We start from the raw sequence: 13,490 nt of genomic DNA, 5'->3' as shown, positions 1-13,490 counted from the left end.
GCCGCCGGATCACCCGCGGCGACGGACCAGGCCGCGGAGGCCCCGTACGACGAGATGGAGGCTCCCGGCGGCGAACACCACCGTCAGCGCCGAGCCGCCGATCATCCCCGCCCAGTGCGGCGAGCCACCGGCGGAGAAGACGTACCGTGAGGCTCCGGTGTCGACCGCCGGAACGGCCGCGCCCGTCCCGACGTCGCCGTGCCGGGCGCCCTCGAGCCAGACGTCCGCGCGGGAGCCGCTCCCCGCGTCGGGACGGAACGTGCCGTACCACAGGCACCGTTTCGCGCAGTCGAGCCGCTCGGCCGTGAACACGCCGGGCCGGCCGTCACCACGGGCCGCCCGCAGGTTCGGCCCGAGGTCCGGCAGGACGAGGCTCGCCACGAGCACCGTCGCGGCCAGGAAGACCAGCCCGAGGACCAGCCGCCCGGCGGCGCCCGCGCGAGATCCGTCGGGGTGGTACCCGGCCATCACACCCGCCCTCTCACCGCCCGAACACCTCCGACGACCTTAGAGCCTGTCTCAAAGCCCCGCTGTCCTCCTGCCGCGGCTTTGAGACAGGCCCTGACGCGGCGGTGGGCCCTCACAGCCCCGTCTGGCGGCGGATCTCCTCCAGGGCCTGCTCGGCCTGGGCCAGCAGGCCCGGATCGGCGGGGTCGAGGCCACGGTCGAAGACGAACGACCAGCGCAACTCTCCGTCCGCCCGCGGCGGGCGGCGGCCGACGATCCGCACCCCTCCGGCGGGGAGCTTGGCGTAGGTGCTGACGACGACGGTGGCGGTGACGCGCTCCCGTACGGCCTCGGGCACCGATCCCGGTTCGGAGAGCGGCACGGTGTGCCGCCGGCCGCCGACCTCCCGTACGACCAGGACGCCCTCCTGCCAGGTGGCCTGCTCCACGCGCTCCCACGGCAGGCGGGTGCCCTCGCCGGCTCCGGGGAGATAGAGGGCGGCGTCGGTCGCGACCGTCTCACCACCGATCGCCAGGACGCGCTCGCCCCGCTCGAGGACGACGCCGTCCGGCACCTTCTTCCGCCACGTCAGTCGCATGGCATGTCACGCTACAGCGCCCGGCCGGTGCCCCGGCGCGCGGCCAGCAGGTCCAGCAGGAGCGCGGCCGACCAGCTGTAGTCGTGGTCGCCCTGGCCGCTGCCGTCGAACGGGTCGAAGAACTCACGGAAGCCGGACTGGCGCACCAGCCGGGCCGTGGAGCCGAACAGCAGGTCCGCGATCCCGCCCAGGCCCTGGGCGGAGGCGCCGAACCACAGGAGCCAGTTGATGTTGATCCAGGTCGGCCCGCGCCAGTAGGCCCCGCGGTCGAACGCTCTCGACTGGATGTCGCACGTCGGGACCGGGTACCCGGCCGCGCCCGCGAAGCGGGCCGACAGCAGCAGGTCGGTCAGCACGCGCACGACGGCCGCCGGCAGCTCCGGGTCCATGAGCGGCGCGAAGCCGGCCACGGTCGTCTCCGGGATCAGGCGCCCGGTCCGCAGGTCGCGGGCGCGGAAGCAGCCGGCCGACTCGTCCCACAGGCGGTCCAGGAGGGCGGCGTGGATGCGCTCCGCGGCCTCCCGGTGCGGGCGCGGGTCGGCCCCGGCGAGGGCGGCCAGCTCGGCCAGCGCGTGCGTGGAGGCCAGGTAGACGGCGTTGAACAGCGGATCCTCGACGACGAAGGGATGCTCGTCCCGGAGGTATTCCGCGCGGTAGCCGGCGGCCCGCATCCCCTTCACCAGCGTGACGTACCGGTCGTGGTCTCCCCCGTTGTACGTCCTGCCGCGCGGGTCGACCCGGGCCAGCGGCGGGTCCCACGCAGGGCTGTCGTCGAGCCCGGACTCCCACGGGTGGCAGAGGCTCGCCAGCCCGCCTCCGCCGATGTCACGGTCCCGCGCGAGGTAGGCGTGCTGGGCGACGAGACAGGGGTACAGCGGGGTCAGGAACCCCCGGTCCGCGCCGTCGGACGCCTGCACCATCCGCAGCACCGCGAGGGCGTGCAGTGGCGGCTGGGTGAGCGCGGAGGTGTGCACGCCGCGCGGTGCGGCGGAGTGCGCGGAGCTGCGCCACAGCTCGGGGCCGGGGAAGTAGGCGTCCCGTGGTTCGGTGACGCTGAAGACGATGTGCGGGAGCAGGCCGGTCGCCCACTGGCCCCGGAACAGGGACAGGAACTCGGTCCGGGCCCGGTCGGGACGGTGGTGGGCGAGGCCGATGCCGATGAAGGCGGAGTCCCAGCTCCACTGGTGCGGGTACAGACCCGGACACGGGACCGTGGCCGCGCCGGTCCAGTTCGCGTCCAGCACGCGGGCGGCGGCCACCCAGAGGGCCGTCTCGTCGCCGGTGAGCCGTGGCCCCATTGAGCCAGCGTACGGCTCCGCGGCGCTCCCGGCGATGCCCGGCCTCGGCCATCTCCGCCGGACCGCGGCTCAGGCGGCGAGCCCGGGGTGCGGTCTCAGGCGGCGAGCCCGGGGTGCGGTTTTCGGGCGGCGAGCCCGGGGTGCGGTTTTCGGGCGGCGGGCTCAGGAGAACAGGCCGTCGCCCCAGTAGCCGCCCTTGCGGACGCCGGGCGGGCAGGCCCAGATGCCCGAGCCGACGTGCTGGATGTACTCGTTCATGTGGTCGGAGGCGGCCAGTTTGCTCTGCAGCGGGACGAACTGCTTGCGCGGGTCGCGCTGGAAGGCGATGAAGAACAGGCCCGCGTCGAGGCGGCCGAGCCCGTCGGTGCCGTCCGTGAACGAGTAGCCGCGCCGCAGGATGCGCACCCCGCCGTTGCCGTCGGGGTGGGCGAGCCGGACGTGCGAGTCGGCGGGCAGCTTGTCGAGCGGCACCGGGTCGTGTTCGCGCTTCGCGCCGTACGCGTTGCCCTCCCCCTTGGTCCGGCCGAAGGTGTCCTGCTGCTCCTGGAGCGAGGTGCGGTCCCAGGTCTCGATGTGCATGCGGATGCGCCGGGCGACGACGTACGAGCCGCCGGCCATCCAGGACGGCCCGTCGGCCGGGGACGCCCAGACGTGCTCGTCGAGCGCCTTGGTGTCGGTGCCCGCGATGTTGCGGGTGCCGTCCTTGAACCCGAACATGTTCCGCGGCGTCTGCCGGTCCGGGGTCGTCGAGGAGGTCTTGCCGAAGCCGAGCTGGGACCAGCGCACGGAGACGACGCCGAACCCGATGCGGGCGAGGTTGCGGATGGCGTGCACGGCGACCTGCGGATCGTCGGCGCAGGCCTGGACGCAGAGGTCGCCGCCGCTGCGGGCCGGGTCGAGATCGTCGCCGGGGAAGTGCGGGAGGTCGATCAGGGCGGCCGGCCGTTTCGCCTTGAGCCCGAACCGGTCCTTGCCGTCCTTCTCGAACAGGGTCGGGCCGAACCCGATCGTCAGGGTCAGCCGCGCCGGGGGCAGGCCGAGCGCCTCGCCGGTGTCGTCGGGCGGCGCCTCCCCCAGCCCGCCGGCGGCCGAGCCGTACGGGTGGCCGCCGGTGAACGCGGCGGCGGCCGCGGTCCACTCCTTGAGCATCCGGACCAGGCGGTCGCGGTCGTCGGTGATGACGTCGAACGCCGCGAAGTGCAGGCGGTCCTGGACGGGGGTGGAGATCCCGGCCTGGTGCGCGCCGTGGAAGGGGACGGCCGCGTCGTCGGCGGAGCCGTGGTCCGCACCGGCCTGGGCGACGCTGACCAGACCGGCGCCGGCGGCGGCACCGGCCGCGAGCGTCGCGCCGGAGTAGCCGAGCAGCCGGCGTCGGCTGACGCCCGCCGTCACCTGGCCACCACCGCCGCGAGCTTCGACAGCGGCTCGCCGAGCGCGTTCACCTCGTCGGACAGGTCCTTGCGGTCCTTGGCGCCGACCGTGTCGTAGGCGACGTACCCGTCGCCCTTCTCGTACTTGGTGAGCATCTTCTGCACCTTGGCGAACTCGTCGTCGAGCGTGGTCGCGAGATCGGGGTTCCGCTCCTTGACGATGGCCTTGAGCAGCTCGTAGACCTTCTGGGCGCCGTCGACGTTGGCCTTGAAGTCGACCAGGTCGGTGTGGGAGAACGTCTCCTCCTCACCGGTGACCTTGCCGGTCGCGACCTCGTCGAGCAGCTCCTTGGCGCCGTTGGCCATCGAGGTGGGGGTGATGGCGGCGGTGCCGACCTTGGTCTTGAGCGTCTGCAGGTCCTTGACGAGCTGGTCGGCGTAGGGGCCCTCGCCCTGGAGCGAGCCGGTCTTCCACAGCGCCTTCTCGATCTGGTGCCAGCCGGTCCACTTGTCGCCCTGTTTGAGGTCCGCCTCGCGCAGGTCGACCTTCGGGTCGATGTCGCCGAAGGACTCGGCGACCGGCTCGATCCGCTCCCAGCCCACGCGGGACGGGGCGTACAGCTCCTTGGCCTTCGTGACGTCGCCCGCCTTGACCGCGGCGGCGAACTTCGTCGCCTTGGTCAGGGTGTCGTCGACCTGCGCGGCGACGTAGGTCCGGTACGCGGCGACGGCCTGGTCCAGGCGCGGGTCGACCGCCTTGCCCTGGCCGGTGACGGTGAGCGCCTGGGAGGGGCCCTTGCCCGTCATCCCGGCGCTGCACATGACCTTGTACGTGCCGGCGGAGAGCTGGACGGTGACCTCGGCGCCGGTGCCGGGCCCGATGTTCTCGCGCTCGCTGACGATCTTGCCGTCGGGGGCGAGGATCTCCAGCTCGTTCACCTGCGAGCCCTTGTTGGTGACCTTGAACGTCACCGCTCCCGCCGACGTGCTCTTGGCACCGACCTCACAGGAGGAGTCGGTGGCCGTCACCTCGATGGCGCCGGATCCGCCCTTGGCGGCCGCGTCGTCGTTCTTCCCGCACGCCGAGAGCGCGGACAGCGAGACGAGGGCGGCGCCCGCGGCGGCGAGCACGTGGACAGGACGCATGCGGTCTCCAGCGAGGCGAAGGACGGCCAGGCGCCCTTTCGGACGAAGGCGGGTCGGACGAAGGCGGGCACACCTGTTTAGGCGTACCTAACTTAGCTTTACCTAACCTCACTTCGTCAAGCGCGAGCGGGGCCCGCGCCCTGTGAACATCGCCACGCCGAGAAGCGGAAGCGGGGCCGGCGTGACCACGCCGGCCCCGCTCGGGACCGTTCGGGCCGCCCGCCGGAAGAGGGCGGCCCGCAGAACTCACTCCAGGTACTCGCGGAGCATCTGCGCGCGCGTCGGATGCCGCAGCTTCGCCAGGGTCTTCGACTCGATCTGCCGGATGCGCTCCCGCGTCACGCCGAACTCCCGGCCGACCTCCTCGAGGGTCCGCGGATGTCCGTCCGTCAGGCCGAAGCGCAGCTGGATGATCCGCTGCTCCCGGTCCGACAGCGACCCCAGGATGCCGCCGAGCTGGTCCTGCAGGAGGATGAACGCCGCCGCCTCCATCGGAACGACGGCGTCGGCGTCCTCGATGAAGTCACCGAGGTCGGAGTCCTCCTCGCCGATCGGCGACTGCAGGGACACCGGCTCCTGCGCGACCCGCTGGATCTCGACCACCCGGTCGGGCGGCAGGCCCATCTCCACCCCGATCTCGTCGGGAGTCGGCTCCCTGCCGAGATCCTGGTGGAGTTGACGCTGCACGCGCACCAGCTTGTTGATGGTCTCCACCATGTGGACCGGAATCCGGATGGTCCGGGCCTGGTCGGCGATCGCCCGTGTGATCGCCTGGCGGATCCACCAGGTCGCGTAGGTGGAGAACTTGTACCCCTTCGTGTAGTCGAATTTCTCGACCGCACGGATCAGCCCGAGATTCCCCTCCTGGATCAGATCGAGGAACAGCATTCCGCGGCCGACGTAACGCTTGGCGATGGACACCACCAGGCGCAGATTGGCCTCGATCAGTCGTTGCTTCGCCCGTACTCCGTCATGGGCGAGCAGTTCGAGGTCGGAGCGTTCGGCGGGAGCGATGATGGCCGCCTTGGCCAGCTTCTCCTCGGCGAACAGGCCCGCCTCGATCGATTTCGCGAGTTCTACTTCTTCTTCTGCCGTGAGCAGCGGTACGCGTCCGATCTCGCGCAGGTAGATCCGGACCAGGTCGCTAGTCGGCGCCCGCCTCCCGAGGTCATCGCCATCAGCTCGCGCTGAGTCCTCGTGTCCGCTCGGGGACTCGAGAACCTCCACCCCCTGCTCCGCGAGCATCCGGACGACCCGGTCGGCCGAGTCCGCCGGCAGGTCGGAACGATCGATCGCGGCGGCGACGTCGTCCACCGTTATTCCACGTTCTCTGCCACGTGCGACGAGGTCCGCCACCTGGTCAACCGATGGCGTCTCGCTAGGCAGCACCGAAGGGCCCACGGTGACAGTGTGCGGCAAGGGGCCCGTATTCCGGGGGACCTATTTTTGCGTCCCAGCAGTCACAGAGAACTGATGGCTCGCTCCCGCAACACCTTTCTCTGCAGCTCAAGGGCCATCAGGTCGCCGAAAAGGCGGTTGTGCTCCTCGCGGTGCTCGACCGGATTCAGCCGTCCGAGTTTGGACTGCAGTTTCGCGATCTCCCGCGTGACCTGGATCTCCTGCAATCTGGACAGCATTGCGGCGGCATATCGGTCATCCGGATCTCCGGTGAAACGCAACGGTTCCACGGCGAGAGCGGTGACCAGGGCCCTGACCTCGTCGTTCGGCGCGGCGTCCCGCAGCCGCCCGGCCCATTCCGGGCCGCTCCGCGCGCTCGCCACTCCGCCGAGCTCCGCGATCAGCGACCGGACCGCGGTGTGGCCCGGGACGGTCAGCGCCTCGGCGGGCATCGCGTCGAAGGCCGGCCCGAGCAGCGCGGGCCGCTGCACCGCGAGCTTCAGCGTCTCGCGCTCGACCTGGACCACCGGGTCGTTCGGGTCGTACGCCGGGCGCTGCGGGGCCGGCCCCTGGGCCGGCTCGGGCCGCCGCCCGCGCGCGTCGCCTCGCCGGCCCTCGCCCGGACGGCCGGAGGCGTGCTCGCGCACCCGGCGGAGGACGAACTGCTCGTCGAGGAAGCCGGTCCACTTGTCCAGGTCGATGGCGTAGCGCTCGCGCATGCCCCGGTCCCTGATCCCCGCGATGATCGGCGCGGCCGCGTCGATCGCGGCGAGCCGGCCCTCGGTGGTGTCGAGGTCGTACCTGGCGATCGTCGCCTGGATGGCGAACCGGAACAGCGGGACCCGGGCGGCGACCAGGTCGCGCACTGCCGCGTCACCGTGCTGGAGCCGCAGGTCGCACGGGTCCAGGCCGTCCGGCTGCACGGCGACGAACGTCTGGGCGGCGAACCGGTGCTCGGTCTCGAAGGCGCGCAGCGCGGCCTTCTGGCCCGCGGCGTCGCCGTCGAAGGTGAAGATCACCTCACCGCTGGCCTCGTCCTGGTCGAGCAGCAGCCGGCGCAGGATCTTGATGTGCTCGTCGCCGAAGGAGGTGCCGCAGGTGGCGATCGCGGTGCCGACGCCCGCCAGGTGGCAGGCCATGACGTCGGTGTAGCCCTCGACGATCACCGCCTGCCGCCGCTTGGCGATGTCCTTCTTCGCCAGGTCGGCGCCGTACAGCACCGAGCCCTTCTTGAACAGCGGCGTCTCGGGGGTGTTGAGGTACTTGGGGCCGTCGTCGCGCTCCTCGAGCCGGCGCGCGCCGAACCCGATGACGTCGCCGGTGAGGTCGCGGATCGGCCAGATCAGCCGACCGCGGAACCGGTCGATCGGCCCGCGCCGTCCCTGGCTGGCCAGCCCGCCCGTGACGAGCTCCTTGTCGGTGAAGCCCCGGCCGCGCAGGTGCCGGACGAGCGCCTCCCACTCGTTCGGCGCGTAGCCGACGCCGAAGCGCTCGGCGTCCTCCCGGCCGAAGCCGCGCTCGGCCAGGAAGCGGCGGCCGAGCTCGGCCGCCGGGGTGAGCAGCTGCTCGGCGAAGAACTCCGCCGCCGCCCGGTGCGCCTCCAGCAGCCGGGTGCGCTCGCCCTTCTGCCGTCCGGGGACGTAGCCGCTGTCGGCGTAGCGGAGCTGTACACCGGCCTTCGCCGCCAGGCGCTCGATCGCCTCGGCGAACGACAGGTGCTCGATCTTCTGGATGAAGCCGATCGCGTCGCCGCCCTCGCCGCAGCCGAAGCAGTAGAACATTCCGTTCGAAACGTTGAAAGACGGCGATTTTTCGTCATGGAACGGACAGAGGCCCTTGAGCGCGCCGCCGCCGGCGTTGCGGAGCTGGACGTACTCCCCCACGACCGCGTCGATCGGCGACCGTTCGCGTACGAGGGCGATGTCTTCATCGCGGATCCGGCCTGCCACGTCGGCAGTCTAGTCCGGGCCTCGGACACCACAGGCCGTACCTGGACAGCCCCGGCCGGACCGCAGGCCGCATCCGGACCATCCCGGCCCGGCCGCGCACGCCGTACCGGACGGCCCGGAACGGGCTGAAAGAACCTGATCGATAAGCGCGCCGGCACTCTGGACAAATCACGGAATGACGCGGTGTACTTACTCAACTTCGGCGGCAGTGGCGGATGCCGCCGTCACTCGGCATCGAGTGGTTCGGGGGCCGCGACGAGCACGCGCGAGCGACGGAGGGCCGCCATGGGCCGTGCCGGCGACACAAGGTGGAACGATGACCGAAGTCGTCCTCGACGCGGTGAACAAGGTCTACCCGGACGGTTTCCACGCCGTACGGAACATGAGCCTGCGCGTAGCCGACGGCGAGCTGTTCGTGCTCCTCGGCCCGTCCGGCTGCGGCAAGTCGACCCTGCTGCGCATGGTCGCGGGCCTGGAGGACATCACCTCCGGCGAGCTGTGGCTGGGCGGCAAGTACGCCAACGACCTTCCGCCGCGCGACCGCGACCTGGCGATGGTGTTCCAGAACGGCGCGCTCTACCCGCACCGTGACGTCCGGGGCAACATCTCGTTCCCGCTGGAGATCTCCGGGGACGACTCCCCGGCCTCTCACGAGCGCATCGTCGAACTGTCGCGGGCACTCGGCATCGAGGAGACGCTGCACCGCCTGCCCTCGACCCTGTCCGGCGGCCAGCGCCAGCGCGTCGCGATGGGCCGCGCGCTGATCCGCGAACCCGGCATCTTCCTGATGGACGAGCCCCTGTCGAACCTGGACGCGGGCCTGCGCACCGAACTCCGCATGGAGATCAGCGCCCTCGTCCGCACCCTCGGCGTCACGACGCTGTATGTGACCCACGACCAGACCGAGGCGCTCACGCTGGCGGACCGGCTGGCGATCATGCGCCAGGGCGTCCTCCAGGACGTCGGCACCCCTCAGCAGGTGTACGACGACCCCGCCACCATGTTCGTGGCGGCGTTCCTGAGCGCCCCGCCGATCAACCTGATCAAGACGGGCGTCTGGGCGGACCAGCAGGAGGGGATCATCCTCGGCCTCGGCAACCAGCGGCTGGTCCTGCCGTGGACCGACCCCCGGTCGCCGTCGCTCGTGGCGCACCACGGCAGGTACATCACGGTCGGCGTCCGCGCCGACGCCCTGCGGCCGGCGCCGGACGGCCTGATCACGGGCCGGGTACGGGCGCTGGAGTTCCACGGCTCCGAGTGGCTCGCCTACGCGGAGGCCGGCCTGCCGCACGTCGACGCCGAGGCCCCGTACGGGAACGATCCGGCGTGGATCGGCCCGGAGCAGGAGCACGGCGCCGGGCGGGGACTGCTGCGGCGGCTCCTGCGGACCGCCGGCCTCTTCGCCGAGGAGCCGACGCCGCAGCCGGTCCAGCACGACGGCCATCACCGCCGGTCGGACGTGGTGTTCCGGCTCGAATCGCGGTCCGGCGTGTCGGCGGGCGACGTCGTCCGGCTGGCCGTCGACACGGACCGCATGCTGCTGTTCGGTGAGGACGGCCGCCGCGTCGACCCCGTGCGCCGGTGAGCGGCCCGGTGGCGCGCCGCCCCGTGGACGGCGCGCCGGCCCGGCGGGAGGGCGTCAGTCCCGGTTCGGGGGCGGGGTGTGCATGGTCCCGGCGACGCGGTTCCACAGGTTGATCTGGGCGACCTGGGCGACGAGGAACGCCGCCTCCTCTTCCTTGAACGCCTCGGTCACCGCGTTCCAGATCTCGTCGGAGACCGCCTCGGGCCCATGGGTGGCGGCCTCGGCGTAGGCCAGCGCGACCCGCTCCTCCTCGGTGTACAGCCGCGACTCCCGCCAGGCGGGGAGCTGGATGATCCGGTTCAGGTTCTCGCCGAGTTCGAGCGCCTCGTGGGTGTGCATGTCGATGCAGAAGAGGCAGCCGTTCATCTGCGAGGCGCGGATCTTGACGAGCTCGCGGATCGTGGCGCTCAGCGGCCCCTTGCGGATCGCCTGCTCCGCCTGGAGGAACGCCTTGTAGACCTCGGGCGCCAGTGCGGCGACGTTCAAGCGCGACATCGTGTCGACCCTTCTCCGTGGGTGGTTCCTTGACGCCAAGGAGACGAGACGGCACGGCCCGGTGTGACGGGTTCCCGGGAGGAAATCTCAGGGCGCCAGGGTGACGTGCGCCAGCTTGTCCGGATTGAGCACCCGCCGGACGGCCATGATCCGGCCGTCGGCCCCGAACTCGAACGTGTCGATCACCGTGACCACACCGTCCCGGAAGACCGCCAGGGCCGGCTCGCCGCCGACCTCGCAGGGAACCGCGTGCCCGAGCGCGTGGCGGCCGCGGACGCGCTGCAGCACCTCGGCCACGCGACGGCCGCCGACGATGAGCTTCCGCGCCGCCGAGACCTTGCCGCCGCCGTCGGTGACGTAGACGGCGTCCGGGTGCAGGAGCCTCACCAGCCCCTCCAGGTCCCCGGTCTCGTACGCGACGCGGAAGGCGGTGAGCACGCGCTCCCGCTCGGGCCTGCTCGCGCGTGGCCGCTCCTTGGCGGCGGCCACCCGGCGGCGCGCGCGCGAGGCGAGCTGCCGGCTCGCGGCGGGGGTGTTCCCGAGCACGCCCGCCACCTCGCCGAACGGCACCTCGAACACGTCGTGCAGGACGAACGCGACCCGCTCCGGCGGCGTCAGCTCCTCCATCACGAGGAGCATCGCGGTGCTCACCGACTCGTCCACCAGCACCGGCTGGGCGGCGTCCGGGCCGGTCAGCAGCGGCTCCGGCAGCCAGGGCCCGACGTAGGTCTCCCGGCGGACCCGGGCGGAGCGGAGGACGTCGTACGACCGGCGCGCCGCGACCGTCACCAGCCACGCACGCCGGTCCTTCACGTCGGACAGGTCGGCGGCCGCCGCGCGCAGCCAGACGTCCTGGACGACGTCCTCCGCGTCGGCGACGCTGCCGAGCAGCCGGTACGCCACTCCGAACACCGCCGGCCGGTGCTCCGCCCACTCCTCCTCGGTCACGCGCCGACCGTACCCGGGAGCGCTCAGAGGAGCTCGGCGAGGGGTACCGCCGGGTCGGCCAGCCGCGCCGGGTCCACCGGGCGGCCCGACCGGATCAGCGCCTGGATGTCACCGGTGACGTCCCAGACGTTGACGTTCATGCCGCCGACGACCTTGCCTCCCGACAGCCAGAACGCGACGAACTCCAGCTCGCCGGTGTCGCCCGAGACGTACGCCGCCGGGTCGGTCCCCCGGTACACGACCTGGTCGTAGGCGCCGACCCAGGCGCCGGAGGCCTCCATGCCCAGCTCGTACTGGTCCGTGTAGAAGTACGGGACGCGGTCGTACACGACCGGCCGCCCCAGCATCGAGCGCGCCGCGGCGGGACCGCCGTTGAGGGCGTTCGCCCAGTGCTCGACCCGGATCCGCCGGCCCAGCAGCGGGTGGTCCGCCTTCGCGACGTCACCGGCCGCGTAGACGTCCGGGTCCGAGGTGCGCAGCGACGCGTCGACGACGATGCCGTCGTCCACCTCCAGGCCCGCCTCCTCCGCAAGCGCGGTGTTCGGCACCGCGCCCACGCCGACGATGACGACGTCGGCGGGCGTCTCCACGCCGTCGGTGGTGACGACGGACGACTCGGTGATCTTGGCGACCTCGCCCGTGACGAACTCGACGCCGTGCCGGCGGTGCAGGGCCGCGAAGACCTCCCCGAGCTCCGTGCCCAGCGAGCGGCGCAGCGGCGTGGACGGCGCGACCACCCGTACCTCGTTGCCGTACCCGCGGGCGGCGGCGGCCGTCTCCAGGCCGATCCACCCGGCGCCGATCACCACGACGCGCGGGTTCCCGGACTCGAGCGCCGCGCGCAGCCGCTCGGAGTCGGACGCGTCCCGTACGTAGTGGACGTGGTCGAGGTCGGCGCCGGGAACCGCGGGCCGCCGGGCGGAGGCGCCCGTGGTGATGAGCAGCTTGTCGTAGCCGACGCGCTCGCCGTCGGCGAGCCGGACCTCGTGGGCGGCGCGGTCGATCCCGGTCGCCCGGACCCCGAGGCGCAGCTCCACGTCGTTGTCGGCGTACCAGGACTCCTCGTGGACGTACGCCGTGTCGAAGGGGTCCTTGCCGGACAGGAAGCCCTTGGTCAGCGGCGGTCGTTCGTACGGCCGCGTGCTCTCCTCGCCGATGAGGACCACGCGCCCGGTGAAGCCCTCCTCCCGCAGCGTCTGGGCGGCCTTCGCGCCGGCCAGGCTCGCACCGACGATCACGTAGGTCTCGGGGACGGGCATGCGTACCTCCACGGTCGGCTCAGGGTGACCTCAGTATCCTCCGCGCGACCGGCGTCAGGGGGCGTGGCGCGCGAAGCCGACCGGCACCGCCGACCGAAGGGGACCCCGGTACACCGCGAAGCCGACCGGCACCGCCGGCCGAGGGAGATCCCGGTACACCGCGAGGCCGGCCGAGAGAGGTCGCGGCGTCGTGTGCGGCCGTCAGCCGAGGAGCTCGCGGTGCCAGGCGAGCGCCGAGGTGTCGGTGAGGGAGGCGATCTGGTCGACGACGACGCGCAGCCGCGCGCGGTCGTCGGCGGCCTCGGCGTAGAACCCGCGGAACACCGGGTCGAGGACCCGGGGGGCCGCCCGCACGATCGCGTCGGCCAGTTCGGCGATGAGCTCGCGCTGGCGGGCCTGCAGCGCGCCGTGGTCCGCGCGGCCCATCACGTAGTGCGCCGCGATCCCCTTGAGCACGGCGCACTCCAGCCGCCGTCCGCGCGGCACGACCAGGTCGCCCGCGTACCTCGTGAGGGGCCCGGTGCCGTACGCGTCGTGCGTGGCGTGCTCGGCCGCCCGGCAGAACCTGCCGATCAGCTCGCTCGTGAGGTTCTTCAGCGCCGCGGCGGCGCGCAGCGAGCCGTCGTAGGCGCGCGGCCAGTACGGCTCGGCGAGCAGCTCGGTGAACCGCTCCTCCAGTTCGGCGATCTCCGCGTCGCAGTAGAGCCTGGCGGTCAGCTCGCAGACGGCCCGGCGCTCGGCCGGGTCGGCCAGCCGCTCCAGCCGGATGTGCCCGGCGTGCAGGCCGTCCTCCAGGTCGTGCACGGAGTAGGCGACGTCGTCGGCCCAGTCCATGACCTGCGCCTCGAAGCACAGCCGCGAGCCGTTCGTGCTGACGGGTCGCTCGCCCTCCTCACTCGCTCCGCGGCCACCTCGTCCCTCGGCACCCACTCCACTCGCTGCGTCGGGTTCGCTCCCGCTGACGGGTCGCTCGCCCTCCTCACTCGCTCCGCGGCCA

11 protein-coding genes and 1 pseudogene are annotated in these 13,490 nt (G+C 72.4%); 1 reads left to right on the top strand and 11 read right to left on the bottom strand.

Going from position 1 to position 13,490, the window contains the following annotated elements:
• Positions 1-9 precede the first annotated feature (9 nt).
• From NE234_RS23675 to dnaG, 7 genes are all read right to left on the bottom strand, one after another.
• On the bottom strand, positions 10-468 hold the full coding sequence (locus tag NE234_RS23675; RefSeq protein ID WP_252782698.1) for a hypothetical protein: 459 nt from the start codon (positions 466-468) through the stop codon (positions 10-12).
• Between the two features lie 112 nt (positions 469-580).
• Positions 581-1,045 carry a hypothetical protein gene (locus NE234_RS23670; RefSeq protein WP_252782697.1) on the bottom strand — a complete coding sequence of 155 codons (465 nt, stop codon included), beginning with the start codon at positions 1,043-1,045 and terminating at the stop codon, positions 581-583.
• 11 nt (positions 1,046-1,056) lie between these two features.
• Positions 1,057-2,343, bottom strand: coding sequence for an MGH1-like glycoside hydrolase domain-containing protein (locus NE234_RS23665; protein ID WP_252782696.1), 1,287 nt, complete (start codon positions 2,341-2,343; stop codon positions 1,057-1,059).
• A 162-nt stretch (positions 2,344-2,505) separates the two neighbouring features.
• Positions 2,506-3,735 carry an iron uptake transporter deferrochelatase/peroxidase subunit gene (efeB, locus tag NE234_RS23660; protein ID WP_252782695.1) on the bottom strand — a complete coding sequence of 410 codons (1,230 nt, stop codon included), beginning with the start codon at positions 3,733-3,735 and terminating at the stop codon, positions 2,506-2,508.
• On the bottom strand, positions 3,732-4,859 hold the full coding sequence (efeO, locus tag NE234_RS23655) for an iron uptake system protein EfeO (protein WP_252782694.1): 1,128 nt from the start codon (positions 4,857-4,859) through the stop codon (positions 3,732-3,734). The genes efeB and efeO overlap by 4 nt, the downstream gene beginning before the upstream one ends.
• Before the next feature lie 246 nt (positions 4,860-5,105).
• Positions 5,106-6,248, bottom strand: a complete 1,143-nt coding sequence (gene rpoD, locus NE234_RS23650) for an RNA polymerase sigma factor RpoD (protein WP_252783085.1) — start codon at positions 6,246-6,248, stop codon at positions 5,106-5,108.
• 71 nt (positions 6,249-6,319) lie between these two features.
• Positions 6,320-8,206 carry a DNA primase gene (gene dnaG / locus NE234_RS23645; protein WP_252782693.1) on the bottom strand — a complete coding sequence of 629 codons (1,887 nt, stop codon included), beginning with the start codon at positions 8,204-8,206 and terminating at the stop codon, positions 6,320-6,322.
• A 316-nt stretch (positions 8,207-8,522) separates the two neighbouring features.
• Between dnaG and NE234_RS23640 the strand changes: the two genes are divergently transcribed.
• On the top strand, positions 8,523-9,791 hold the full coding sequence (locus NE234_RS23640) for an ABC transporter ATP-binding protein (RefSeq protein ID WP_252782692.1): 1,269 nt from the start codon (positions 8,523-8,525) through the stop codon (positions 9,789-9,791).
• Between the two features lie 54 nt (positions 9,792-9,845).
• On the opposite strand, the gene NE234_RS23635 is transcribed toward NE234_RS23640, so the two are convergent.
• The 4 genes and pseudogenes from NE234_RS23635 to NE234_RS23620 all read right to left on the bottom strand — a co-directional run.
• Positions 9,846-10,286, bottom strand: a complete 441-nt coding sequence (locus NE234_RS23635; RefSeq protein ID WP_252782691.1) for a carboxymuconolactone decarboxylase family protein — start codon at positions 10,284-10,286, stop codon at positions 9,846-9,848.
• Between the two features lie 87 nt (positions 10,287-10,373).
• Positions 10,374-11,234 carry an RNA polymerase sigma factor SigJ gene (sigJ, locus tag NE234_RS23630; RefSeq protein ID WP_252782690.1) on the bottom strand — a complete coding sequence of 287 codons (861 nt, stop codon included), beginning with the start codon at positions 11,232-11,234 and terminating at the stop codon, positions 10,374-10,376.
• A 23-nt stretch (positions 11,235-11,257) separates the two neighbouring features.
• Positions 11,258-12,493 carry an NAD(P)/FAD-dependent oxidoreductase gene (locus NE234_RS23625; RefSeq protein WP_252782689.1) on the bottom strand — a complete coding sequence of 412 codons (1,236 nt, stop codon included), beginning with the start codon at positions 12,491-12,493 and terminating at the stop codon, positions 11,258-11,260.
• Positions 12,494-12,694: 201 nt separating this feature from the next.
• Positions 12,695-13,490 (bottom strand): annotated as a pseudogene (locus tag NE234_RS23620) (hypothetical protein); the annotation flags it as partial.

This window comes from Actinoallomurus rhizosphaericola (genome assembly GCF_024055675.1).
GTDB classification, from domain to species: domain Bacteria; phylum Actinomycetota; class Actinomycetes; order Streptosporangiales; family Streptosporangiaceae; genus Actinoallomurus; species Actinoallomurus soli.
The sequence above is the reverse complement of the archived record's forward strand: the minus strand, read 5'-3'. Positions and strand labels throughout refer to the sequence as shown.